Raw genomic sequence first — 23,486 nt, 5'->3', positions numbered from 1 at the left:
GGCCCTCTCCATGACCGCCACCGTCACCACGGACCACCTGGTCGACAAGTCGACCAGGGGTACGAACCGGGGCAGCGGGGATGCGCGCGGGCGACTGCCGCGCATCCCCGACCGGATCCGCCGCGGCGGACTGCCCTATCTCCTGCTCCTCCCCGCCGTCCTGCTCGAACTCCTCATCCATGTGATTCCGATGGTCGTCGGCATCGTGATGAGCTTCCGCCGGCTGACCCAGTTCTTCATCAGCAACTGGGGCGCCGCTCCCTGGACCGGCCTGGACAACTACAGGGTCGCCATCGACTTCGACGCGCCGATCGGTGAGGCCCTGCTCCAGTCCTTCTTCGTCACCTGTGCGTTCACCTTCTTTGCCGTCGGTCTCGCATGGCTCTTCGGCGTCGCCGCGGCGATCATGCTCCAGGAGAGCTTCCGGGGGCGGGGGTTCCTGCGGGCCGTCTTCCTCGTCCCGTACGCCCTGCCGGTCTACGCGGCGGTCATCACCTGGGCGTTCATGTTCCAGCGGGACAACGGGATGATCAATCACGTCCTGCACGACCAGCTGGGGCTCACCGACGAGCCGTCCTTCTGGCTGATCGGCGACAACAGCATCTACGCGCTGATCATCGTCTCCGTCTGGAAGGGATGGCCCTTCGCCTTCCTCATGCTGATGGCAGGCCTGCAGAACATCCCGCGCGAGCTGTACGAGGCCGCCTCGATCGACGGCGCGGGCGTCTGGCAGCAGATCCGCAGGATCACGATGCCCTCGCTCCGGCCCGTCAACCAGGTCCTGGTGCTCGTCCTGTTCCTGTGGACGTTCAACGACTTCAACACGCCGTACGTGTTGTTCGGGAAGGCGGCTCCCGCGAGCGCGGACCTCATATCGATCCACATCTACCAGTCGTCGTTCGTCACCTGGAACTTCGGCACCGGCTCCGCGATGTCGGTGCTGCTGCTGCTCTTCCTCCTCGTCGTGACGGCCGTCTACCTGTTCCTCACCTCACGCGGAAGGAAGGGCTCGCATGCCTAGCCGCACCGCCGCGCGCACCGTCCGGTCCCCCATGGCGGCGCCACGGTCCTTCCTCTGGACCCGCCGCGTCGTCCTGACACTCCTCGCGGGCTTCGTGCTGCTGCCGGTGTACGTGATGATCAGCAGCTCCCTGAAACCACTCCAGGACGTGTCGGGGGAGTTCCACTGGCTCCCGGACGAGCTGACGGTCCAGCCGTACTTCGACATCTGGGAGACCGTCCCGCTCGCCAGGTACTTCGTCAACTCCCTGATCGTGTCCGGGGCGGCGACCGTCCTGTCCGTGATCATCGCGGTGTTCTCGGCGTACGCCGTGAGCCGCTACGCCTTCCGCGGCAAGCGGGTCTTCACCGTCACGGTCCTCTCCACCCAGATGTTCCCGGGCATCCTCTTCCTCCTCCCGCTGTTCCTGATCTTCGTCAACATCGGCAACAGCACCGGCCTGGCCCTGTACGGCTCGCGGGGCGGACTGATCCTCACCTATCTGACGTTCTCGCTTCCGTTCTCCATCTGGATGCTGATCGGCTACTTCGACTCCATCCCGAGGGACCTGGACGAGGCCGCCATGGTGGACGGCTGCGGCCCGGTCCGTGCCCTGTTCAGGGTCGTCGTACCGGCGGCGGTGCCGGGGATCGTCGCCGTCTCCGTCTACGCGTTCATGACGGCCTGGGGCGAGGTGATGTTCGCCTCCGTGATGACGAACGACGCCACCCGCACCCTGGCGGTCGGCCTGCAGGGTTACGCCACCCAGAACGACGTGTACTGGAACCAGGTCATGGCGGCCTCACTCGTCGTCAGCGTGCCGGTCGTCGCCGGGTTCCTGCTCCTGCAGCGCTATCTCGTCGCCGGCCTCACGGCGGGAGCCGTCAAGTGACCGGGATTCAGGCGGCACCCCTCTCGCGGGGTGGAGCGGCCTGAGCCCTTTCCCCGGGCCACGGCCCGAGCCCCGGCCCGGCGGCCCCACCCGCCGGTGTCCGGGGCGTCCGCCGTCCGGCACACCAACGGAGGGCGACGAGGCGTGGGAGGTCCGGCGCTTATGCTCGCCGTATGGAGCAGAGCGAAGTCCTCAAGCGAGTGATCGGCATTCTCACGGAAGCGGCCGAGATGCAGCGCCACGCCGAGGAGGACGACGGCGGCGGTGACCCCGACGCGGGCGGGAACATGGTGACGACTCTCCTGAACGAGACCATGCCCCACATCGCCATCCCCTCCGACGCCACGGTCGAGGAGATGGCCGTCCTGGTGGGGCGCGAGGTCGGCGGCGCCGTCGAACAGCTCGTCGGAGCGTTCACCCTTGCCTTCATCGCGCTCGCGCAGATCCATGACTCCGGCCAGGGAGACGTGAGCTCCGCCGACGTGCTCCAGGATCTGGCCCTGCGGGCCGAGGAGCTGAGCTCGGGCGACGAGGGCCCGGAGGGACCGCTCTGACATCGCGTCGAGGACGCAGGCCGTTTCCGGGGGCCGGGTGACCGTTGCGGGCAGGCCCCGTCGGGCGGGAGACAGACCTGACCGGTACCGGCGCCGGCGGTGGGGGTGGGATGTGACCGGCCGGTTCGGCTCCGTCGGCCGTCGGGCGGGAGACCGGCCGCACGGGCCGATGTGACCGTCACACGATCGGCTCGTTTGCCGGGGTGACGGTTCTCTGCCCACGGCCCGGAAGGCTCCCCTCGTATGCCGCTCCACCCCTCGCCGCTTCGCATCCTCGGTTCCGGCGCGCACCTCGGTGTGAAGGAAGCCGAGGCGGCACTCGTCGAGCACTACCCACGCCTCGTACGCCTGGCCTATCTCACGCTGCCGCCGGCTCTCGGCAGGCACCGCAGAGTGCTCGCCGCCCACGCGGCGGTCCAGCGGGCCCTGCACGGCAGGACGCAGCACCTGCCGCACCCGGACCGGGAACGCATCCCCGCTCCGCGCTCCGGTGCCCGGACGGGTGACGGCAGGCAGACCCCCGCGTACGCCCTGGTCCGCCTGCGTGTCGTACGGTCCGCACTCGCGTACGGGCGAAGGCCCCGCTGGTGGCCGGCGCGGGCCCCCGCTCCGGCGACGCTGCGCCCTTCGGGGCCCGTGGTGCGAGGGCTCCGCCTCTTCCCCCGCGCCGGCGGAATGGACGAATTCGCCTTGGACCGCACCCTGGCGGACGTTCCCGCGCCCGTCAGGGCCGCTCTGGGCCTGCGTCTGCTCGAGGCGCTGTCCGGTGACAGCACCGCCGCGCTCCTCGCCGAAGCGGGCGTGGCGGACCCGGCCGGCGCCGTACGTGCGGCCGCGCACCTCGCCGTCGACGACCACGACCACGACCACGTACAACGCATGCTGCGATCCGACGAGTTCGATCCCTGCACGGTGCAGACCCGCCCGGGCGACCTGCTGCGGAGGCGGCAGCGGGTGCGGGCCGGCGTGACCGCCCTCCTGCTCCTGGCAGTGGCGGGAGGAGGCCTGGCCCTCACGGCCGGCTCCGGAACCGAGGACACCGGGCCTTCGGTCTCCGCGCTGCGCCGGACGGTACCGGGCGGGGCACTCGATCCGGCGGCCCTGGTACGGACACCCCCCGGGCAGTGGGCGGACACCTCGCGGGTGGACTTCACCGCCTGGCCGCCACGTGGCGGACGCACCGACGACCGTGCGCTTCTGGAGCGGGCGCTCGGCACCTGGGCGGGCCGCCCGGCGGACACCGCGGTCACCGCCACCCCCGGAACGGCTCTGGTGCCTCCCGCAGAGCCCCCTCGGCTGCTGTTCGCCGGCGATGTCGGCGGTGAAGCCGTGGTGCTCTTCCACGACAGGGGGGTACGCGCCGTCCGCTACGCCGAGCCGCTGTCCGGAGGAGGAGCCTCCGTCCTGGACTTCGCCCGGGTCGACGACGCGGACGTCACCACGGCCGCGGCGATCGCCGTCAGCCGCAGCGGCTCCGCCACGAGGTTTCTGCTGGCGCCCTGGGTGGCGGAGTCCGCGATCCGGGACCTCCTCGCGCCCGGCACACCGGCACGGTCACTGCCCGTGGACGAGAACGGGGTCACCGCGGCGGTGCCGCGTCCGGGAGCGGGCGGTGGGTGCGCCTCCTGGCCGGCGATGCAGCTGCGATCGTCGGAACGGATCGTGGAGAAGCACGCGTTCCTCGTCACGGACCTCGGCGAGCTCGCACCGGTGCACCTCACGCACACCCCGAGGCCGGGAGCAGGCGCTCCGGCCAGGCAGCCGCGCGAGGCGACCGGGACCGACGGCCTGGCCGGCTGGGCCCGCACCGCGTGTTCGCTGCGCGATCTGCGTCATTCCGGGGTCCGCGCGGTCAACGACTGGCATTTCGCGCGGCAGCCGCTGCCCGGCACCCGTGCCACGGCTGACTGGGTGTGCACCCGGGCGGACACCTGGCGCGGGCCGGGCCGGGTACTGGTCCAGTTCGTCCCGCCCGCTGCCTCGCCCTCCGCGCCGGCCGCACTGGTGTCCGAGCACCGGAACACGGCGCTGTGCAGCCGGTTCGGCCAGCACGTGGCAGCCGGAATCCTGTGGCGATCCCCGGTCGGTGGCTGGTACGTCCTCGCCGCGGGCAGCCGTGCCGTGCGGCGCGTCGAGGTGTCGGGCTCCGTACACGGGGTGTCCGACGGCCCGACACTGGCGGTCCGCGCACGGCAGGACGCCGCCTTCCGGGTGAGCGCGGTGCTGAGCGACGGCGGCTCGGTCCCCACGATGCGCTGAACGCCGCACCGCGCGACGGCAGGACGATCCATGCGGTGCCGTGAACGCGGCGCCACGCGAAGGCGGTTCGATCCCCACGGTGCGGGTACGGCGCCTCGCCGACCGGAGCGCACGGATCAGACGGATTCCGGACAGCGTGCGCACGCGCGAGTCCGCGGCGGGCCACGGTGGTTCGTGGCCCGCCGCGGACTTTCCGGCCGCGCCGACGGCGGGGAGTGGGACGGCGCGGCAGGCTCTGCGGGCGGTCAGCTCCGGTACACGCCGAACTCGTGGAGCGAGTAGCCCCAGGCGGTGCCACGCACGGACGTGCTCACCCGTACGTAACGTCCCTCGCCGGTGACGGCGAGGTCGTCGATGCCGCCGTCGCCTTCGGTGACGGTGTGGACGGTGGTCCACTCCTGGCCGTTGTCCGAGGTCTGGACCGTGTATCCCTTGGCGTAGGCGGTCTCCCAGGCCAGCTGCACGTGGTCGAAGGCCGACCTCGTGCCGAGGTCCACCTGGATCCACTGCTGGTCGGCCCATTCGCTCGCCCAGCGCGTGTCGAAGGAACCGTCGACGGCGTTGCTCGCCGGGCACGGGCAGCCGACGCCGCCGGGCTGGAAGCTCGACGCGGTCGCCGGCTTGCCCGCCGCGAGGTTCGTCCCTCCGACCTGCGGCGGCACGACCCGGAAGGACCTGGTCTCGATGCCGACGTTGCCCTTCCCGTCCGTGGTCTTGAGGTAGACCTTCCACACACCCAGGCGGTCGGGGGCGGTGAGCTCGAACGTGCCGTTCCCCTTGTCCGTGAAGCGTGCGTCGTCGAGTTGTCCGCTGCCGTCCACGTACTTGCTGCCGAGCAGGACCTGGTGGGTGAGCGGGTCACCGTCGGGGTCGGTGACCTGGGCCTTCACGGTGAAGGGCTTGCCCGCCTGGACCGCCGATGCGTGGTCCACGCTCATGCCGGTGATCACCGGGGGCGTGTTGTCGCCCGAGGTGTCCGCGCCGTAGGCCTTCTTCACCGCGTAGTACGCGAGCCGCTTCTGTCCGGCGGGAAGCAGGTTGAACCAGACGCCGCCGAAGTCGTACTCAGTGCCGTAGTGGAAGAGCGTGGCGCCGAGCGCCATTCCCGAGTGGCCCGTGACGCACTGCCACGCCCTGCTGTATCCCTCGGCCTTCGCCACGTCCGTCGGCTCGTCCGGCACTCCATGGGCGTCGTCGGGTACCTCCCACTCACCGGCGGGCCCGCCCTCGGTCACGATGTAGGGCTTGTCGAAGCCTCCGTCCTCCCAGGTCTTCCGGATGTCGCAGACGGCACCGTAGGAGTTCACGGCGTACAGATCGAGGTCGGGTGCGTTCTTCTTGTAGTACGGCCAGGCTCCGGTCCACGCGTCGGTCGAGGTCACCGGGTGGTTCGGGTCGACGGCGTGGATCCTCTTCGCGATGTCGTTGACGAACGTCGTGTACGCGTCGCGCTGTTGTTCGAGGGCGGAACCGCTGTAGCAGTTCTGCAGGCCGAGCACCGACTCGTTGCCCACGTTCCAGAGCAGGACGCCGGGGTGGTCTTTGTACTTCTCCACCCACCGGGGGAACTCGGCCAGCATGGCGTTCTTGTAGCCGGTGTCCGTCAGGTAGTCGACGCATCCGCCGCTGCCGGGCCCGCCGCCCGGCTGGAGCCAGAATCCGGCGACGACCTTGATGCCGTTGGCGGCCGCGCTGTCCAGCAGGGGTTCGGTGGTGGCGTCGGTGCCCCAGGTGCGGATGGTGTTGACACCCATCGACCTGACGTCCGGCATGTAGCGGTCGGCGTCGGAGACCGCGGGGCCCCAGGTCAGGCCCTTCACCGTGTACGGCGCACCGTCGACGGTCAGTCTCCAGGCTCCTTGCGACCCCTCGACCTTCACCACGCTTCCGGCCGCCTGCGCGGCCGGCGCGGGGAGGGTCGCCGCCGCGGCGGTGATGAGGGCGGCGACGGCGATCCTTGCCGTCGTTCGTCTGCGACGCCGGGCCGCGGGGATGGTAGGTGGCAGTTTCATGAGGGCTGCGGCTCCTCTGTGGGGGAATTGTGGGAGAGCGCTCTCCCTCTTGGGTGCGGTGCACCCCCGAGGGAGAGCGTGAGCGGTCAGGGCAGTTCGTAGTTCTCGTCCAGCGCGGCGCCCGCACCGGGGTTGTTCTGGTCGTAGCCCCGGGCGTCGCACTGGAGGCCGCCCACGATGCAGTGACCGACCATGGCGTCGAGCGTGGCGTCGTCCCACGCGTTGAAGAAGTCGTAGTGGAAGGAGTGACCGGTCCCGCTGGCCAGCCTCACCTGCGACATGTCACCGTTGACCGGCCAGGCCATCTTGAACTCGATCATCGGCAGCGCGACCGGGTGGGTCGCCGGGCAGACGTCCTGATTGGCACCCATCACGGCGGGGTACGCCATGTGGGCCTGGTGGTCCGGGGTGTCCAGATGCCTGCCGTCCCAGCAACTGGGGCCTTGCATACGGAGGTTGAGCTGCGTGTCCCGGCTGGTCGGGCAGGACGCCGGGAACTCGTAGTTGTGGTAGCTCTCACCGCACTCGTACCCCTCGACCATGCCCGGGTGGTCCCGGAACTGCTCGGCCGTCTGCGTCGGACTGCCGACGACGAACCGCAGCCCCTCGGGGAAGGGCCGCACGGTCCGGTAGTCGGTGACTCCCGCCTTGTAGTAGATGGTCTGCGGGCCGACGGGGCGAACTTCCCTGTCACCGTCGTAGAGGGTCGGCATCCAGTACGCGGAGAGGTCGCCGGGCGCCTTGCACGCGGTGCCGCCCGCGCTGAGCGACGAGGTGGTGCTGTTCTCGTTCGTGGTGTCGTTGCCCATGAACGTGTGGTTGTGGGACTTGCCTGTCTGACCGGGGTAGACGATCGGGTCCACCGATCCGGTGTGGCTGACGGAGCAGTTCGCCTGGAACTCGTGGAAATACCGGTGCGGCGGTATTTCGGTGGACGGCACCACTCCGGTGACCGGCGGGTTCGCCGGGATGTAGCCGTCGCCGTCGGGGTCGTCACCCGAGGGAACGGGATCGGCCGCCGCCATGACGTGGCCCTGCATCACGTGTGACGCGACGCCGGGCGCCTCGGCGGGCTTCGGGGCGGCGCCTGCCTTCAGGGCTCCGCCGCCGTCGATCGCGGCGAACCCCATGACCACCAGGGCCAGCGCGGCAGCTACGACGAGGGCGGACACCAAGCGGGTTCGTCCGAGTAATTCGGCCATGCGGACCTCCATACTGCTCTGCGTCCCGTGCGCTTCAGGTGCACGGTGGGGGGAGAGTGGAGCTTGTCGGCGCAGTGTGCGCGAGCGCTTCGGAGAGCGCTCTCCGAAGCGCTGTCAGTGTTGCGCTGCCGCCGAGAACATGTCAATAGAAGGTGAACGGCCTCCGGTCGCGCGGTCGAGGAGTTGACGGCCGCGTCGAGATTTCCGCCGCAGAGAGCGGGTCGCCCGGTCGGTGCAGCGACGGGAAGTGGGAGGAATGCCCGCGAGAAGCTGCTCTGCTCGGCTCCGGTCCGACCGGGAACCAACCGGCGCAAGGGCTCCCTCACGCTGCCGGGGACCACCTGCGCACAGGGGACCTTCGCCCTGCCGGACTGCCGGAAACCACCAGTGTGCAAGGGGCCCTCGCCCTGCCGGGAACCACCAGTGCACAAGGGCTTCCGGCTGCCGGCTCAGCAGGTCCCGCTCCCGCTGGACCTGCAAAGTGGCCGTACGCCACTCAGGCTGGGCAGGAGGGCCGACTGTGTGACCGTACGCCCCGGCCGGGCACGGGGACCGACTCAGCAGTAGAAGTCCGTCAGCAGAGCCAGAAGTTCGGCAGCGGGCCCGGAGGTTCGACGGCGGGACCGGAAGTTCAGCAGCGGCCCCGGGAGTCCGGCAGTGGCCATGGAAGCGCGGAGGCGCCGTGGACTGCGCCTTCAACGCAGCTCCGCAAGGGGCCCGGACCCCTGACGCCCGGAATGGCAAAAGTCTGCTGCGGCAGGGGGCCACCCTGCTGCCGCAGCAGACCAGTCATGTTCCGCGGGGTGCCGGTGACCCCGCCGGGCCACCGGCACCCGGCGGGGTCAGTCGGATCAGGCGGTGTGAAGCGTCAGCCCGTACCGGTTGAGAATCTCGTTGATGGGCTGGTGCCAGGTCTCCCCGCCGCTGCCGCAGTTGCCCCAGCCGCCGGAGGTGACGCCCTGCGCCTGGTCGCCGCTGATGAACGAACCGCCCGAGTCGCCGGGTTCGGCGCACACGCTGGTCTTGGTCATCTGGCGCACGGCACCCTGGCTGTAGTTGACGGTCTCGTTCTTCGCCAGGACGTTGCCGCAGTGCCAGTGGGTGGTGGAACCGGAGCGGCAGATGGAGGCACCGATCGGGGCCTCGCTGGATCCGCGAACCAGCTGGTCCGACACGGTGCCCCAGCCCAGCACGACCGGGACGGTCCACCAGCCGCTGCCGACGTTGACCCACGCGTAGTCGTTCTCGGGGAAGGACGAGCCCTGGAAGTTGCCGATGGCCGAGCCGTCCCAGCCCCGCACCGCTCCCCCGGCCTGTCCGCAGTGCCCGGCCGTGACGAAGCCGCCGTGCACCGAGAAGCCTATGGAGCACCGGACGTTGCCCGTGTAGTACGGGTCGCCGCCGACCGTACCGGCGGCGAAGGTCTGCGGGGCCTCGGCGGTCTGCTCGACCGTGACGGGGCCGGCTGCGCGCGCCTTGGCCACGAATGCGCGGACATCGTTGTCACCCTGCTCGGAGGCGACGACGTTCACCACCACACTGTTCGCCCGGGGGTCCACGTGCCAGCTGCTGACTCCGCTGGGGGCGGAGAGTGCGTCCAGCTTGTTCTTCGCGGCGTCGAGCTGACGCGCCGTATGGCTGACGAGGCTCGTCTGCGCGCCGGTGGCACGGACCGCTCGGGCCTTGGCGCCGTCGGTCACCGCGACTGTCAGCTTGCCGCTGTCCGCGTCGAACCAGGAGCCACCGTACGACGCGCCGGCGGCGCTCCGCGCCTTTCCTTCCAGCGCGGTCGCCGCCTTTTCCGCGGTGATCCTGGCCACGGCCTGGTCCTCGGTCAGCCCGAGGTCCCGCTGCATGGCGGTCATGAGGCCCGCGGAGGCCTGGGGGGCTCCGGCGGAGGAGGAGGCGTCCGCCGCGGAGGCCTGAGTGAGGCCGGCGGTCGCCCAGGTGCCGATGATGAGCAGTGCGGAGAGACCGGTCCGCACCATCGTCGTATGTCTCAAGGGAGTGCCCCTTCGTGTTGTTCCAGCATCGTGGGGGTGGAACAGGAAGCAGCCGAGAGCCGTCTGAGAGCGCTCTCAGAAGTGCCGTTACGGACTGTAGACCAGTTCGAAGGGCAGGTCCATGCCAATGACGCCTTCACGCGCCGACCGGCGTCGGCGCGAGGTCACGGGGCGAGCAGAGGAAGCCCTGCCTCACGCCACGGACCACGGAAGTCGTCCCACCGTCCGCCAGGCTCTTCTGGCGCGGTGTCCCAGATCCGCACGGGACCACCCGTCGGCGTGAGCGCGGGCCAGCCGGGGTCGCCGGTGGCCGCGAACTGCACCCACGCGCGCGTCATGCGGGACGCGAGTGCGCGGTCGGCATCGCCCGGCGGACCACCGATGAGGAAGTGGACGTTCTCGTCGTACAAGGTGCCGAACGCGAACGGGATGTCCGCGCAGTGCCACGCCCTGACCGGCTTCCCCAGGCCGTCGCGCTGCCGGACGAAGCGCGCCAGGCGGGTGCGGCCACCCGCTCGCACGTGGGCCTCGGCCAGTCGGCTGCTGTACTCGCCGAACAGCAGGTCCCCGTACAGAGCGAGGAAGAGCTCCTGCGCGGAGGCCTCGGGCACGCGTGCGCGGTAGGCCTCCAGCACGGTGGGTGGCAGCTGGAAGTCGGCTACGAAGCGGTCGAGTTGACCGGCATCGGACATCCTGGCGCAGCTGCCCACCGCGTCCAGCAGCCAGTACTCCTCCGCCGTGTGACAGACCAGCAGCTCCACATCGCGGCCGGCTCCCCCGGCACATGCCGTGAGGGGGTCGAGGGGCAGGGTGGGTCCTCCTGCCACGGGGCCGTAGATGGCCGGATCGTAGTGCCGCTGACCTGATCCGGGGTCGCGCCGGTAGGTGTCGGCCACCCGGTCGGAGGCATCGACCAGCGTCTTCGGTGAGGCGGACACCAGGCCCTCGTACGTGGCGGGGACCCCGGCCTCCGCCGCCACCTCCGCCGTGGTCCGGGCGGCCGACCCTGGCGTGGCGCAGGCGTTCACCGCGCTGTGGGCCACAGCGCGCCGGAAGAGGCCTCGCGCCTCGTCCATGACCATGAGGCAGGCGACCGAGGTCGCTCCTGAGGACTGCCCGGCCACCGTGACCCGGGCGGCGTCACCGCCGAACGCGGCGATGTTGTCCTGCACCCACGTGAGGGCGGCCACCTGGTCCAGCAGACCCCGGTTGTCCGGGCAGATGCCGCCGTCCCCGGCGTGCGGGACGTGACCGAACCCCTCGAAGCCCAACCGGTAGTTGAGTGTCACGACCACCAGGCCGTGACCGGCAAGAACGGTCCCGTCGAAGTCCGGCTGGGCCGAGGAACCGAAGACGTAGGCGCCCCCGTGGATCCAGACGAGCACGGGCATCGAGTCGCCGCTCCCGCCGGGGGTCCATACGTTGAGGCTGAGCACGTCCTCGTCACCGGGCGACCAGGCCGGCGCCCCCGGCAACCGCGCGGACTGCGGGGCGACGGGCCCGAAGCCGGCGCAGTCCCGGATCCCGTCCCAGGACGGCGCGGGACGCGGGGCGCGAAAGCGCCTCGGCCCGAACGGCGGTGCGGCGTAAGGGATTCCACGCAGCACGACGATGCCGGGATCTCGTTCGGCGCGCCGCCCCGTGACCGCCCCGGCCTTCGTCGTGAACACTCTCATCCGTACTCCCCATACCTCGCCCGCGCGGTCCGCGGTCAGCCTCGCACTTGGCGGCCGTCGCGGGCCAACACCTCTGCATCACCGACTGACGCATCCGTGATGTGAATCGGTCGGGCGACCTGACGGCCTGCCGGCCATGCGCAGGGACCCGGGAGCGCCGGTCCTGGAGTACGACGAGCTCGGCATCGGCTACGAGGACGTCTCCGAAGCCGACCGCGCCGCGATCGTGGCCCTCCATCCCCGGCCGGACTTCGAACGGCGCGTTCACGGAGGGCATCGCGCCGAAGCCGGAGACCACCTTCGGCAACATCAAGGCCGACGCGCTCCCGCACTACGTTCCCGGCTTCGAGCGTGGGGACCTCGTGCGTACCGTCCTCGACTCACCGTGGCCGGAGTGACGCCGCAGCACGCTGCTGTGCAAGGGCCGTCAGGGGTGCCTGCCGTGTGGTCACACCACGAGGGCCCGGCCCCGCGCCGCGATCCGGGGCCCCTGCCGGCTCAGGGACGTGCCGCGGCTCCCCACCCTCGTGAAGCGCCGATCAGTTCGGCCGTGAACGGGTGCTCGGGCGCGGTCAGGACCTGGTCCCTCGGCCCCTCCTCGACCACCTCGCCCGCGTCGAGCACGGCCACGCGTGTCGCCGGTGCGGCGGTGTCGATGTCGTGGGTGATCAGGACGACGCTCAGCCCGTCGCTCCGCCGGATCAGTGCGGCCAGCAGGTCCAGCAGGGAGCGCCGGGTCACCGGGTCGAGTCCCGACGTGATCTCGTCGCAGATCAGCACCCGGGGCCGGGCGAGGAGCGCCCGTGCGAGGGCTGCGCGCTGGAGTTCGCCGCCGGACAGCCGGGCGGGCAGCCTGCGGACGAGGCTCTCGTCCAGGCCCAGGTCACTCAGGACCCGCCGTGCCTCCTCCGTCGCCTCCCGCCGGCCCGCCCCTCGCAGGCGTGTCGCGGTACGGGCCACCTGGTCCAGGACCGGCCGGTGCTCGTCGAATGCGGCCCGGGCGTCCTGGAACACGTACTGCACGGCGGCGAGCTGTTCGCGACCGCGCTCGCGCAGGCTGCGCGGAAGCGCCGTCCCGTCCAGCAGGATCCGCCCCGAGTGGTCGCGGTGCAGTCCCGCGAGGCAGCGGGCGAGAGTGGTCTTGCCGCTGCCCGAGCGTCCGAGCACGGCAAGGCATTCCCCGGCGCGCAGGGAGAGCCGGTCCACACGCAGGACGGGCTCGCGGACGCCCCGATTCCGGTGCCGGGCGACCAGCGCGTCGACGGTGAGCACCTCCGCGCCTGCGTGGCCGGGGTCCGCGTACGGCATGTTCCGCGGCTCGGCGAGGAGTTCCTTGGTCCACGGGTGTGTGGGGGTGTCCAGGACGGCGCGGGCCGCGCCCTGCTCCACGACGCGTCCGCCGCGCATCACCAGCACCTCGTCGGCGAGTTCGCGTACGACGTCCAGGTCGTGGCTGAGCAGCAGCACGGCGATGCCACGAGCGGCCAGCGACGCCAGTTCGCCGACGATACGCCGTTTCGTCAACGCGTCCTGGCCGGTGGTGGGTTCGTCGGCGACGACGATGCGGGCGCCGAGCAGGAGCGCCTGCGCGAGCACCGCACGTTGCTGCTGGCCACCGGACAGCTGGTGCGGGTAGCGGCGCGACAGCGTCTCAGCGTCGTCGAGTTGGGCGTCGGCGAGTGCCTGGAGGCGAAGCTCTCCGGCAGCGGCTCGCCGCTCGCGGCGGGGCAGGCCGTGTACCTGCTGTCGTGCCATGTCGTGCAGGAGGGCCCCGGTCCGGCGGGTCGGGTTGAGCACGGCGGCGGGGTGCTGGGGGACGTAGCCGATCCGGGCCCCGTGCACGCTGACGTCTCCGGTGACCCGGGCTCCGGCGGGGTACTCGCCGAGCAGGGCGAGGCCGGTGGTGGTCTTGCCGCTGCCGGACGCACCGACCAGCGCGGTGACGGTGCCGGGCAGGATCCGGAGCGAGACCCGGTCGACGAGCACCTCGCCGTCGACCTCGATCGTCAGGTCGGTGAGGGCGGCGAGCACTGGTTCCTGGTTCATGGGCGGCGGCCCTTCCGGGGCGGGGTGCGGTTTTCCATCGCGGCGTCGACCAGCAGGTTGCTGCCCATGGTCAGGGCGATGATGAGCAGGGCGGGCACGACGACGGCCCAGGGCTGGATGAGCAGTCCGGTGCGGTTGCGGTCGACCATCACCGCCCAGTCGGAGGCGTCGGGGGCGACTCCGATGCCCAGGAAGGCCGCGGTGGCCACGAGGTAGAGCACTCCGGTCAGCCGGATGCCCGCGTCGGCCGCCAGGGTTCGTGCGATGGACCGCCCGACATGGCCGACGGCGAGGCGCCACCAGCTCTCCCCTTGCATCCGCAGCGCCTCCACGGCCGGCCGGGACGCGACCTCGGCCGCTGCCGCACGCACGATCCGGGCCGCGTCGGGGACCGAGACGAACGCCACCAGCAGCACGAGTCCGGCGGCGCCGGGCGGGAAGACAGCGGCGACGAGCAGCATCATGAGCAGCGAGGGAACCGCGAGCAGCACGTCCAGGGGACGCATCAGAAGTTCCTCCAGCCATCTGCGGTGGGTGAGCGCGCCGGCCAGCCCGACGGGCAGGGCGACGAGATACGCGAGGAGCGTCGCGGCGAGCGCGACGAGGACCACGGGCCGGCCTCCGAGCAGCACCTGGTGCACGACGTCACGGCCGACGAAATCGGTACCGAGCCGGTAGCCCTCGCCGAGGGTGAAGGAGGCCGCGCGGGCCGGGGCTTCACCTGCCAGGTAGGGGCCGGCCAGGGCGAGGCCGAGCGGGAGGGCGGCGACGGCCGCTCCGGGGCCGTATCGGCGAAGACGTCTCACGCGGCCACCTCCGAGCGTGGCGCGAGCCGGTGGGTGACGAGGTCGGCGCCGAGGTTGAGCACGACGGTGGCGAGGCCGAACACCACGGCGAGACCTTGCACGACGGGTATGTCGCGGTCGGCGACCGCGTTCATGAGGACGGTGCCGAGTCCGGGGATCACGTAGAGGGCCTCCACGACGATGACACCGCACAGCAGCCAGTCGATGGTACGTGCCAGTTGCTGGGTGGCGGGGGCGAGGGCGTTGGGCAGGGCGTGCCCGTAGCGGACGCGGGTGCCGGAGAGTCCGTAGCGTCGCGCCTGTGCGGTGTAGGGCGCGGCGAGCGCCTCGATCATGCCCGCTCTGACCAGCCGTGCCAGGGAGCAGACGGGCCTGGCGAGCAGGACCAGGACGGGCAGGACGAGCGCCGCGGGGTGGGCGAGGAGGCCGTCCCCGTAGCCCACCGCGGTCGGCGGAAGCCAGCCGAGCCGCAGCGCGAAGACGCTCACCAGCAGGACGCCGAGGGCGAATTCGGGTACCGCGTAGACGCCGAGTGTCGCCGAGCTGATCAGGCGGTCGGTGAACCGGCCTTCGTGCCGTGCGGCGAGGACGCCGAGTCCGACGCCCAGGGGCACCAGGAGCAGCACGGTGAGGCCGGCGAGCAGCAGCGTGGGGCCGAAGCCGTCCGCGAGGAAGCCGGACACCGGCCGCCCGGAGGTGAGCGAGGTACCGAAGTCGCCGTGGAGCAGTCCCCGGACCCATTCGGCCAGGCGCTCGTGGGCGGGCCGGTCCAGTCCCATCGCCTCGCGGACGGCCGCGATGCGTTCCGGGTCGGGCTGGTCTCCGGCGAAGGCCACGGCGGCGTCGCCCGGCAGTGCCTCGGTGAGCGCGAAGACCAGCAGCACGACGGCGGCGGTCTGCAGGGCGCCGAGGACCAGCCGCCGGGCGATCCAGGAACGCAGTCCGTTCACGCCAGCCAGACCTTGTCGAAGCGTGCCCAGTCCAGGGTGTTGGCGGGTGCCTCTCGCGCGACGCCGCGCAGGTTGGGTGCGGTACCGAGGATCCAGTCACCGAACCCCCAGACGAGGAAGCCTCCTTCGGCGTGCAGCTGCCGCTGCATCCGGCCGTACAGGGCGGCCCGTCCCGCCTTGTCCTTGGTGGACTGGGCCTGCTGGTAGAGCGCGTCGAACTTCTTGTCCTGCCATTTCGTGGCGTTGGTGGTGGAGCCGGTGAGCAGCCGCTGGGAGATGTGCGACTCGATGGGCATGGCGCCCGACCGGTAGCAGCACAGGGTGCCGGAGTCGAGGATGTCCTTCCAGTACGAGTCCTTGCTGCCCATCCGCACCTCGACGGCCACTCCGGCGCGTGCCGCCTGGTCCCTGAAGATGCCGGCGGCCTCGGTGAACCCCGCCGCGACGGCGGAGGTGTCGAGGGTGACCTTCAGGCCCTCCGCGCCGGCCCGCTTCAGCAGCCGGCGGGCGCGGTCGAGGTCCTGCTCACGCTGGGGCAGTTCGTCGGCGTAGTACTCGTAGCCCTTGCCGAAGAGGTCGTTCCCCTGCTCGCCCGCGCCGGACAGGGCGCCGGCGACCAGTTCCGCGCGGTCCGCGATGTGGAAGAACGCCTCGCGGACCAGGGGGTCGTCGAAGGGCGGGCGGTCGGTCTTCATGGCGAACGCCTGCATGGCACTGTTGCGCAGCCGGACGATCCCGATCGTGCCGGCCTTCTCGTGGGCGCGTCCCGTTGCGGGGGTGAGCTCGTGGGCGTACTCGACCTGGCCGCCGAGCAGGGCGTTGATCCGGGCGGACTCCTCGTTGGCGACGACGAATTCGAGCTCGTCGAGATAGGGGGCACCGTCCCAGTAGGCGTCGTTGCGCCGCAGGACGGTGGATCGGCCGGGTGTGAAGGAGACGAACTCGAAGGGGCCGGAGCCCACCGGGTCGCGGTCGAACGAGGTGGCGCCGTCCTGGACGATGTAGGTCCCGAACGCCGCCATGACGTTGGGGAACTCGGCGGTCGGGCGCTTGAGTACGAATTCGACGGTGCGCTCACCCGTGGCCCGGCTCGCCGTCAGGTCGACGGGTTCCAGGGACGCGCGGGCGCGGTAGGCCTTGTCGGGATCGGCGATGCGCCGGTAGCTGTACAGGACGTCGGCCGCGGTCACCGGCTTCCCGTCGTGGAAGTCCGCCTGCCGGAGCGTGACCTTCCAGCGGTCGAGGGCCGCGTTCGGCTCCCAGGTCTCGGCCAGGCGCGGTTCGGCGGACAGGTCGGCCGCGTAGTCGGCGAGCTTGTCGAAGAGGGCCTTGCCCCGGGCGGCGTCGGCGAAGAGGTTGCCCAGGTGCGGGTCGAGGGTTTCCGCCGCTCCGCCCCCGGCGAAGGCGGCGCGCAGCCGGCCGCCGCGCCGTGGGGCGCCGTCCGCCTTGTCGCCCGTGTCCTGTGTGGCTCCGGATCCGGAGCAACCGGCGAGGGCGAGCGCGCCGGCGCCTGCCGCGCCGGCGGCGAGGAAGCCCCGCCTGCGCAGGGCGGGGAAGCGCTCGTGTCTGTCGTGGGGTGCTGTCATGGTTGCTCTCCTACGGGTGGGTGGGCGGAAGTGGGGGCCGTCCTCTTCCTCGCGACGAGGTGGAGCCGGTCTCCGTCGGCCGCGGTGCCGGGTTCGGCACCCGGACGCCAGACGGGTTCGGTTCGTGGCCCGGGGCCGTCGTGCAGGGCGAGGACGTCGAAGCCGTGGACGGTGAGGAAGTGGCGCAGTTCCTGGGGCAGGAGCAGCCGCCACGCCGACCGCTCCTCGACGGGCGGGGTGCCGTCGTCGGAGGTCCAGCGGCGGGTGCGGCGCAGGAGCTGCGCGGCTCGGTCCAGGTGCAGGGTGGTGGTCGAGCGGTAGGTGGTGCCCTCCCAGGTGAAGAGGGCGGTTCCGGGCGCGGCGGGAGGTTCGGCGCGCCCGAGGAAGTAGGCGCCGTTGCGCATCTCGGCGACCAGCAGTCCACCGGGCCCCAGGGCGCGGCGGCAGGACGTCAGGAACCCGTCCAGTTGCTCGTTGGTGTGGCAGTACAGCAGGGAGCTGTCCAGGCACACCACCGCGTCGAAGACCCCCCGCCCGAAGTCGAACCGGCTGAGATCGGCCTGTACGTGGACCGGCCCCGGGTGGTGGACGCGGGCGTGGGCGAGCATGGTGGCGGAGAGGTCGGCGGCCGTGACGCGGCGCCCCGCACGGTGGAGGCAGGCCGCGTCGCGGCCGGTACCGCAGCCGAGGTCCAGGACGGCCGGGCCCGCGCCGTGCCGCCGCAGGCATTCCTCCGCCCAGCGGCCCGCGAGCCGTTCGGGGTCGGGGAACCTCGCCTCGTACAGTTCGGGGCGATCGGTGAGCAGGTTCCCCGTGCGCTGCTTCATGCCGCCACCGCCACGGGTGCGGGCTGTGTCCGGGGGAGGGTCCCCCTGCGCTGCAGCCAGAACACGCCTGCGGCCGAGGCCAGTCCGGTCACGAGGCAGCAGGCCCAGGGCAGGAGTTCGGTCGTACCGCCGTGCGCCCCCTGCCGCTGAGCGGCGTCCATGGCCCAGCCGACAGCGGCGTTCCCGAGGGCGGCAGCGATCCCGGAGACGGCGTAGAAGATCCCGAAGTACGTACCGGTCAGGGCCTGCCGCCCGAAGCCGGGTATCAGCTCCATGACGAAGGGCTGGGCGGTCATCACGCCGAGGTGGAGCAGGAGGGCCCCCGCCAGGACGGGCAGGACGCGCAGGGCGGCGTCGAGTGTGCCGTCCGGCGGTGTGCCGGTGCCGGCCACCAGCATGGGGGGTACGAAGGCGAGCCCCATCAGGACGAGCCCGGTGGCGATCCAGCGGCCCCTGCTCCCTCGCCCCTTCAGCGCGCGGGTGATCCGCAGTTGGAGCGCGATTCCGGCGATGGTTCCGGTGAGGAAGACGAGGCCGGCGGCGCCGTCCCAGCCGGTGGCCTGCCGGGCACCGTCGGGCAGCAGCAGATAGAGCTGGTTCTCCAGGGTGAACATCCCGACCATGGCCAGGGCGAAGGCGAGGAAGGCCCGGTTGCCGACGGCCTCACGCCAGTCGGCGGCGAGGCTGCCGGTGGCCGCGGGCACGTCCCGGGCGGGGAGCACCAGTGCCTGGGCAACAGTGAGCAGGGCGAAGATCCCGGCGGCGGTGAGCGCGGAGGCCCGGAAGTCGACGAGCAGCAGGAGACTGCCGAGGAGTGGGCCGATGAGGGCACCGGTGGTCGCGAAGACGTTGAAGAGGGCGAAGGCCTCGGCCTTCCGCTCCCCCGCCTCCTGGGCGAGGTAGGTACGGACGGCCGGGTTGAAGAGCGCGCCGGCCACTCCGCTGAGCACGGACGCGGCGAGCAGGACGGGCAGCCCGTCGCCCAGTGCGAAGAGGGCGAAGCCGACGGTGCGTATCCCGCAGCCGGCGATGATGACGCCACGCGCGCCGAGCCGGTCCGCGGCGGAGCCGCCTATGAGGAACAGGCCCTGCTGGCTGAGATTGCGTACACCGAGTACGACGCCGACGACGGCCGCCGACATGCCCAGGTCGTCGCCCAGGTGGGTGGCGAGGTACGGGATGAGCAGATAGAAACCGGTGTTGACCCCGAGTTGGTTGACCAGCAGCAGACGGATGGCGAGCGGGTAGCCGCGGATTTCGTGCCAGGTCCTCATGAGGCCTCGCTCCAGGATGCGGCTGCGACACGGGATCCGGCACAGGAACCGGCGTCGGCACCGGCGCGAGGCGCGTCTTCCGCAACGGCCGCGGCATCGGAACCGGACCCGGCGTCCGCCCGGGGTGCGCCCACTGCGCGCGGTCGCACGCCGAGGCCCGGCTCTCCGCCGGCGGTGACGAATCCGTCCGCGCCGCCGATGCCGGTCCACGGGTCGTGTGCCAGCAGGAGGTGCCCGTCGAGGTCGGCCCAGCGGGCACGGTCGGCGATGTGGACCGCGGGGGCGATGCCCAGGGTGCTGGCGGTCAGGCAGCCCAGCATCAGGTCCGTGCCGCTGCCCTCGATCAGGGTCGCGATGCGCAGGGCCGCGTGGACACCGCCGCACTTCGGGAGCTTGACGTTGATTCCGTGGACGCGCCCGGCGAGCCGCCGCGCGTCCTCGTAGGTGACCGCGTCCTCGTCGGCGATGACGGGCACGGGAGAGCGCGCTGCGAGCCGGGCGAGGGCTTCGGGGTCACCGGGGGTGAGCGGCTGTTCCACTGCCTCGACTCCGAGTTCGGCGAAGCGGGGCAGCAGTGTGCGCGCCTGGCCCGCAGTCCAGGCCCCGTTGGGGTCGAGGAGGAGCCGGGCGCGGGGCGCGGCGGCGCGGACGGCGCGCACCCGGTCGAGGTCCGTTTCGGGGTCCGGGTCGCCGGCCTTGATCTTGATGAGGGAGAAGCCCGCATCGGCCAGGGCGCGTGCCTGGGTGGCCGCCCGGCCGGGCGACATGAGGGAGATGGTGCGGGCGGTGGCGGCTCTCGGCGCCACCGGGGACCCCAGGAAGCGGTGGACGGCGGTGGCGGTGCGCTTGCCGACCAGGTCGAGGAGTGCCGCCTCGGTCGCTGCCGTCATCGCGGCCGGGGTCCCGGGTCCGGTGAGCTCACCGACCCGAAGCGCGTGCAGCGCGGTCTCCGGGCCCGCGAAACGGGTGAGCGACTCGGCGGTCAGCGCGGCGAGGCGTTGCAGCGTGGGGGTGTCGAGGCCGTAGAAGACGCTGGTGACGGCCTCGCCGTGACCGCTGAGCCCTTCGTGCTCGACGGTCAGACGGACGGCGTCGCGGGCGGTCATGGTGGAGCGCGAGATGCGCAGCGGCTCGGCCAGCACCAGCCGTACCGTGGTCTGGGTGAGTTTCACGGCTGCCTCCCCGGTTCGCCGCCGGCCAGTGGATCGGTGACGGTGGTGCACCTGGCCCATCCCCCGGTCTGCGCGGCGCGCGGGTGCGGGATGTCGACGGGACGGTCCGCGGCGAGACGGGGGTCCAGTTGGTGGGCGGTGATGAAGTCGTCGTCGTACACCGTTCCGAGGTAGCGGTGGGGGCCGTCGGGGAAGACGGTCGCGACGGCCTGTCCGGGGTGGGCGCCCGCGGCCCACGCGGCAACGCGTGCGACGGCGCCCGTGCTCCATCCGCCGCTGACGAAATTGCCCCGCGCGAGCCGTCTGCAGGCGTCCGCGGCCTCGGCCGGACCGATCCAGTGGACCTCGTCGAAGGCCTCGTAGGCGACGTTGCGCGGGTGGATGCTGCTGCCGAGACCGCGCATCAGCCGGGGCGCGGGAGGCTGCCCGAAGATGGTCGATCCGGTGGAGTCGACAGCGATGAGGCGCAGCCGGGGCCAGTGCCGGCGCAGGGGCCCGGCGATGCCGGCGCTGTGTCCGCCGGTACCGACGCTGCAGACGAGGATGTCGAGGTGGTCGAGCTGGGTCGCAAGTTCCGCCGCGAGGGAGGCGTAACCGGCGCTGTTGTCGGGGTTGTTGTACTGGTCGGGCCAGTAGGCTCCGGGCAGCCGGCCGAGCAGGTCGTGCAGCCTCTGGAGGCGGGCGCCCTGCCAGCCGCCGTGCACGGCCGGGCGGTCGACGATTTCGAGCCGAGCTCCGTACGAGCGGAGCAACTGGCGCATGGAAGGCTCCAGTTCACTGTCACCCACCAGTACGACCGGGTGCCCGAGCGCCTGTCCCGCGAAGGCGAGCCCTATGCCCAGGGTGCCGGAGGTGGACTCGACGACCGGTGCCCCGGGGAGCAGTTCGCCGCGTTCCTCCGCACCGAGCAGCATGGACACCGCCGCGCGGGCCTTCATGCCTCCGACGGCGTGTCCTTCGAGCTTGGCCCAGAAGCCCGGATGCCGCGCGGGCAGTCCGGTCGTGATCCGGGCGAGCGGGGTGTGGCCGATGAGGGACAGGAGCTCGCGGTTGGGAGCGAGGGCGGGCAGGGACAGGGTGCTCATGAGGTGCCTCCGTCGTGCGCCCGGTAGCGGTGGAGGGTGCCGGGTCCGCCGTCGAGCCAGAAGAAGGGGTACGGTTCCGCGCACACCGCCGCCACTCCCGCGCCGAGGAAACGCGGCAGGACCGCGCTTCCGGTCTGCGCGAACATGACCAGCGGCTTTCCGTGTTCCCGCGCGCTCCGGCGCAGCGGTTCGAAGGTGCCGTTGCCGAGCGTCATTCCGGAGGCCAGCACCGCGTCGCAGCGGCCGACCTCGTCGAGGGCGTCGGTCGCGATGGGCTCGCCCCATTCCGTGGTGCCGCCCTTGAAGTCGCAGGGAATTGCACGCATGCCTCGTGTACGTATCTCTGCGAGAAGTGAGTTGACGACCCCGACCACCAGAACCGTTCGTCCGGGCGGCAGTTCCAGGAGGTCGACCACCGCACAGGCGCGGGCCCGCGAGCGTTCCAGGGAGTTGCCGGCGGGGATGTCCACGGGCCGGGCGCCCTGGGCGGGGGCGTGCGGCAGGACGTCCATCAGGAAGGCGTCGAGTGCCGCGACCCGGACCGGCAGCAGCGGATGAGCGAGCAGCGCGGCCAGCTCCGCACCGGCACAGTCCTCGACCGTGCCGTCGGGCAGGGCGCCCGGTTCGACCGCGCACGAGCCGACGCTGCGGCCCAGACGCAGGCTGAGGACCTCGTTGCGATAGCCGCCGTGCCGCCCTTCGTGCCGTACGGCTTGGGAGGTGGTGAAGGCGACATCGATGCGCCGGGTCCGGGGGTCCGGGCCGAATTCCCCTCGTAGAACCTGGTCGAGGAGCGTGTCGAGACACGGGGTCAGGGTGCGCGGAGATCCGCCCGCCGTCATGAGTGCACCAGCCGGGGGCGCACTCCCGCGAGGAGGGACTCGACGCGTCGACGGGCGCCGAGTCCGGTGGTGTCGCCCGCCATGATGTGTCCGAGGTAGGCGTTGTTGCTGTCCGCAGCCTCGACCGTGCGGCCCGCCTCGGCGAACTGCGCCTCGATGACCCCGTCGGTGTCCGCCACTCCGGCGGCGCCGTCGAAGGAGGCGAGGGTCCCGGCGGCCTCGGGAACCAGGAAGCCGATGGCCGCACTGCGCAGCCCGGTGTCGCGCGGCTGGAGGACGGGTTCCCTGCCGAGTGCCACGTCGACGCAGACGGCGGCCAGATCGATCCCGGTGACATGGCGGACGAGTTCGGTGATGCGGTTGCCCGCGGGCCGGGGGTTGACCTCCACGACCCGGGGGCCGTCGGCCGTCAGCTTGATCTCGGTGTGCGCCACGACGTCGTCGAGCCCGAGCGCGGCCCCCGCGGCCAGCGCGGTCGCGGTGACCGCGGCGAGCGCGTCGGGGGCGAGGGCGGCCGGGAACATGTGTCCGGTCTCGACGAAGGCCGTGGCCCCGCCGACGCTCTTGTCCGTCACCCCGACGACGTGGGCGACCCCGCGACAGGTCACGGTCTCGACGCTCACCTCCGGCCCCGGGAGGAACTCCTCCAGCAGGATGTGGGGCGAGCGCCGCTGCCCCCTCGCGTTGTACGGGAAGGCCGCCAGGGCGCGGCAGGCCTCGGCCAGCTGCTCCTCGTCGTCGGCCCGGCGCACGAGCATGCCGGCACACAGGTCGACCGGTTTGACGACCAGCGGGTAGCCCAGGCCGCGGGCGGCCACGACGGCGTCCGCCGCGTCCGTACAGACGGCGAAGCGGGGACCGGGGACGCCTGCGGCGGCGAGGACTGCGCGGGTCGCGTCCTTGCGGCAGGCGTTCTCCATGGCTTCGGGCGAGGGGCCCGGCAGGCCGAGGCGGGCGGCGATCCGGGCGGCGGTCGGCAGGTAGTAGTCGCAGGAGGTGACCACCCCGTCGAAGCCCAGGACGCCGTGCGCCTTCTCGACCTGCGGAATCAGCAGGTCGATGTCGTTGGTCGGCGCAGTCACGATGTTACGGGCGGTGAGCAGCGGGTGACCGGCCCCCTCGGGCGCCGACCGCAGGTAATGACTCAGGTCGCGGGTGAGAAAGGTGAAATGGTGCCCCGCCTCCCCCAGGGCGCGGGGCAGCAGTCTGCTCATCGACCCCACCCAGCTCTCGACCACCAGCAGATGACTCACGAACTCCCCCTTTTCCACAGCGTGATCGGGTTGTGCGGGCAGGCAGG

Annotated in this window: 18 protein-coding genes and 1 pseudogene; 5 read left to right on the top strand and 14 right to left on the bottom strand. The window is 71.8% G+C overall.

All coding sequences use genetic code 11. From position 1 onward, the window contains the following. Positions 1–10: 10 nt before the first annotated feature. The 4 genes from ACFYQ6_RS07495 to ACFYQ6_RS07480 all read left to right on the top strand — a co-directional run bounded on the left by ACFYQ6_RS07495 (position 11) and on the right by ACFYQ6_RS07480 (position 4,705). Positions 11–1,021: a sugar ABC transporter permease gene (locus ACFYQ6_RS07495; RefSeq protein ID WP_361572705.1), complete on the top strand. Its 1,011-nt coding sequence runs from the start codon at positions 11–13 to the stop codon at positions 1,019–1,021. After that, positions 1,014–1,892, top strand: a complete 879-nt coding sequence (locus ACFYQ6_RS07490; RefSeq protein WP_361572707.1) for a carbohydrate ABC transporter permease — start codon at positions 1,014–1,016, stop codon at positions 1,890–1,892. Before ACFYQ6_RS07495 ends, ACFYQ6_RS07490 begins: the two co-directional genes overlap by 8 nt. 173 nt (positions 1,893–2,065) lie before the next feature. Then, on the top strand, positions 2,066–2,446 hold the full coding sequence (locus tag ACFYQ6_RS07485) for a hypothetical protein (protein ID WP_361572709.1): 381 nt from the start codon (positions 2,066–2,068) through the stop codon (positions 2,444–2,446). A 243-nt stretch (positions 2,447–2,689) separates the two neighbouring features. Continuing rightward, entirely contained in the window at positions 2,690–4,705 is a 2,016-nt protein-coding gene (locus tag ACFYQ6_RS07480) for a hypothetical protein (protein WP_388761406.1), read from the top strand. 245 nt (positions 4,706–4,950) lie between these two features. On the opposite strand, the gene ACFYQ6_RS07475 is transcribed toward ACFYQ6_RS07480, so the two are convergent. From ACFYQ6_RS07475 to ACFYQ6_RS07460, 4 genes are all read right to left on the bottom strand, one after another. Then, positions 4,951–6,717, bottom strand: a complete 1,767-nt coding sequence (locus tag ACFYQ6_RS07475; RefSeq protein ID WP_388761403.1) for a discoidin domain-containing protein — start codon at positions 6,715–6,717, stop codon at positions 4,951–4,953. Between the two features lie 86 nt (positions 6,718–6,803). Next, complete coding sequence (locus ACFYQ6_RS07470; protein WP_388761400.1) at positions 6,804–7,919, bottom strand: DUF1996 domain-containing protein; 1,116 nt, start codon at positions 7,917–7,919, stop codon at positions 6,804–6,806. Positions 7,920–8,770: 851 nt separating this feature from the next. After that, positions 8,771–9,907, bottom strand: coding sequence for a S1 family peptidase (locus tag ACFYQ6_RS07465; protein WP_361573409.1), 1,137 nt, complete (start codon positions 9,905–9,907; stop codon positions 8,771–8,773). A 179-nt stretch (positions 9,908–10,086) separates the two neighbouring features. Next, entirely contained in the window at positions 10,087–11,598 is a 1,512-nt protein-coding gene (locus ACFYQ6_RS07460; RefSeq protein WP_388761397.1) for a carboxylesterase/lipase family protein, read from the bottom strand. Positions 11,599–11,761: 163 nt separating this feature from the next. Here ACFYQ6_RS07460 and ACFYQ6_RS07455 point away from each other — a divergent pair. Beyond that, positions 11,762–11,996 (top strand): annotated as a pseudogene (locus ACFYQ6_RS07455) (diguanylate cyclase); the annotation flags it as partial. A 100-nt stretch (positions 11,997–12,096) separates the two neighbouring features. Here the strand turns inward: ACFYQ6_RS07455 and ACFYQ6_RS07450 are convergent. Genes ACFYQ6_RS07450 through ACFYQ6_RS07405 form a run of 10 tightly spaced genes read right to left on the bottom strand, consistent with a single transcriptional unit; the run spans position 12,097 to position 23,439 of the window. Beyond that, the gene (locus ACFYQ6_RS07450; protein WP_388761395.1) at positions 12,097–13,644 is read right to left on the bottom strand and encodes an ABC transporter ATP-binding protein; all 1,548 of its coding nucleotides are present in this window, start codon (positions 13,642–13,644) and stop codon (positions 12,097–12,099) included. Further along, a complete protein-coding gene (locus tag ACFYQ6_RS07445) occupies positions 13,641–14,450 on the bottom strand; it encodes an ABC transporter permease subunit (RefSeq protein ID WP_361572721.1) in 810 nt (269 codons plus the stop codon). Before ACFYQ6_RS07445 ends, ACFYQ6_RS07450 begins: the two co-directional genes overlap by 4 nt. Further along, positions 14,447–15,400 carry an ABC transporter permease gene (locus tag ACFYQ6_RS07440; protein WP_361572723.1) on the bottom strand — a complete coding sequence of 318 codons (954 nt, stop codon included), beginning with the start codon at positions 15,398–15,400 and terminating at the stop codon, positions 14,447–14,449. The genes ACFYQ6_RS07445 and ACFYQ6_RS07440 overlap by 4 nt, the downstream gene beginning before the upstream one ends. After that, on the bottom strand, positions 15,397–16,986 hold the full coding sequence (locus ACFYQ6_RS07435) for an ABC transporter substrate-binding protein (RefSeq protein WP_388761391.1): 1,590 nt from the start codon (positions 16,984–16,986) through the stop codon (positions 15,397–15,399). The genes ACFYQ6_RS07440 and ACFYQ6_RS07435 overlap by 4 nt, the downstream gene beginning before the upstream one ends. Continuing rightward, positions 16,983–17,813: a class I SAM-dependent DNA methyltransferase gene (locus tag ACFYQ6_RS07430; RefSeq protein WP_388761388.1), complete on the bottom strand. Its 831-nt coding sequence runs from the start codon at positions 17,811–17,813 to the stop codon at positions 16,983–16,985. Before ACFYQ6_RS07430 ends, ACFYQ6_RS07435 begins: the two co-directional genes overlap by 4 nt. After that, positions 17,810–19,087, bottom strand: a complete 1,278-nt coding sequence (locus ACFYQ6_RS07425; RefSeq protein WP_388761386.1) for an MFS transporter — start codon at positions 19,085–19,087, stop codon at positions 17,810–17,812. Before ACFYQ6_RS07425 ends, ACFYQ6_RS07430 begins: the two co-directional genes overlap by 4 nt. Further along, positions 19,084–20,259, bottom strand: a complete 1,176-nt coding sequence (locus tag ACFYQ6_RS07420) for an enolase C-terminal domain-like protein (protein WP_361572730.1) — start codon at positions 20,257–20,259, stop codon at positions 19,084–19,086. The genes ACFYQ6_RS07425 and ACFYQ6_RS07420 overlap by 4 nt, the downstream gene beginning before the upstream one ends. Continuing rightward, complete coding sequence (locus ACFYQ6_RS07415) at positions 20,256–21,344, bottom strand: PLP-dependent cysteine synthase family protein (RefSeq protein ID WP_388761383.1); 1,089 nt, start codon at positions 21,342–21,344, stop codon at positions 20,256–20,258. Before ACFYQ6_RS07415 ends, ACFYQ6_RS07420 begins: the two co-directional genes overlap by 4 nt. Next, a complete protein-coding gene (locus tag ACFYQ6_RS07410; protein ID WP_361572734.1) occupies positions 21,341–22,186 on the bottom strand; it encodes a Rossmann-like domain-containing protein in 846 nt (281 codons plus the stop codon). The genes ACFYQ6_RS07415 and ACFYQ6_RS07410 overlap by 4 nt, the downstream gene beginning before the upstream one ends. Further along, positions 22,183–23,439, bottom strand: a complete 1,257-nt coding sequence (locus ACFYQ6_RS07405) for an ATP-grasp domain-containing protein (protein ID WP_388761380.1) — start codon at positions 23,437–23,439, stop codon at positions 22,183–22,185. The genes ACFYQ6_RS07410 and ACFYQ6_RS07405 overlap by 4 nt, the downstream gene beginning before the upstream one ends. Positions 23,440–23,486: the final 47 nt, after the last annotated feature.

Source organism: Streptomyces sp. NPDC005494 (assembly GCF_042872025.1).
Lineage (GTDB): Bacteria > Actinomycetota > Actinomycetes > Streptomycetales > Streptomycetaceae > Streptomyces.
The sequence above is the reverse complement of the archived record's forward strand: the minus strand, read 5'-3'. Positions and strand labels throughout refer to the sequence as shown.

Excerpts from the sequence above, each read along its gene's own strand:
- ACFYQ6_RS07415 (WP_388761383.1), bottom strand. The coding sequence starts at position 21,344 with ATGAGCACCCTGTCCCTGCCCGCCCTCGCTCCCAACCGCGAGCTCCTG.
- ACFYQ6_RS07435 (WP_388761391.1), bottom strand. The coding sequence starts at position 16,986 with ATGACAGCACCCCACGACAGACACGAGCGCTTCCCCGCCCTGCGCAGG.
- ACFYQ6_RS07430 (WP_388761388.1), bottom strand. The coding sequence starts at position 17,813 with ATGAAGCAGCGCACGGGGAACCTGCTCACCGATCGCCCCGAACTGTAC.
- ACFYQ6_RS07485 (WP_361572709.1), top strand. The coding sequence starts at position 2,066 with ATGGAGCAGAGCGAAGTCCTCAAGCGAGTGATCGGCATTCTCACGGAA.
- ACFYQ6_RS07490 (WP_361572707.1), top strand. The coding sequence starts at position 1,014 with ATGCCTAGCCGCACCGCCGCGCGCACCGTCCGGTCCCCCATGGCGGCG.
- ACFYQ6_RS07460 (WP_388761397.1), bottom strand. The coding sequence starts at position 11,598 with ATGAGAGTGTTCACGACGAAGGCCGGGGCGGTCACGGGGCGGCGCGCC.
- ACFYQ6_RS07425 (WP_388761386.1), bottom strand. The coding sequence starts at position 19,087 with ATGAGGACCTGGCACGAAATCCGCGGCTACCCGCTCGCCATCCGTCTG.
- ACFYQ6_RS07470 (WP_388761400.1), bottom strand. The coding sequence starts at position 7,919 with ATGGCCGAATTACTCGGACGAACCCGCTTGGTGTCCGCCCTCGTCGTA.
- ACFYQ6_RS07465 (WP_361573409.1), bottom strand. The coding sequence starts at position 9,907 with ATGGTGCGGACCGGTCTCTCCGCACTGCTCATCATCGGCACCTGGGCG.
- ACFYQ6_RS07410 (WP_361572734.1), bottom strand. The coding sequence starts at position 22,186 with ATGACGGCGGGCGGATCTCCGCGCACCCTGACCCCGTGTCTCGACACG.
- ACFYQ6_RS07450 (WP_388761395.1), bottom strand. The coding sequence starts at position 13,644 with ATGAACCAGGAACCAGTGCTCGCCGCCCTCACCGACCTGACGATCGAG.
- ACFYQ6_RS07495 (WP_361572705.1), top strand. The coding sequence starts at position 11 with ATGACCGCCACCGTCACCACGGACCACCTGGTCGACAAGTCGACCAGG.
- ACFYQ6_RS07480 (WP_388761406.1), top strand. The coding sequence starts at position 2,690 with ATGCCGCTCCACCCCTCGCCGCTTCGCATCCTCGGTTCCGGCGCGCAC.
- ACFYQ6_RS07475 (WP_388761403.1), bottom strand. The coding sequence starts at position 6,717 with ATGAAACTGCCACCTACCATCCCCGCGGCCCGGCGTCGCAGACGAACG.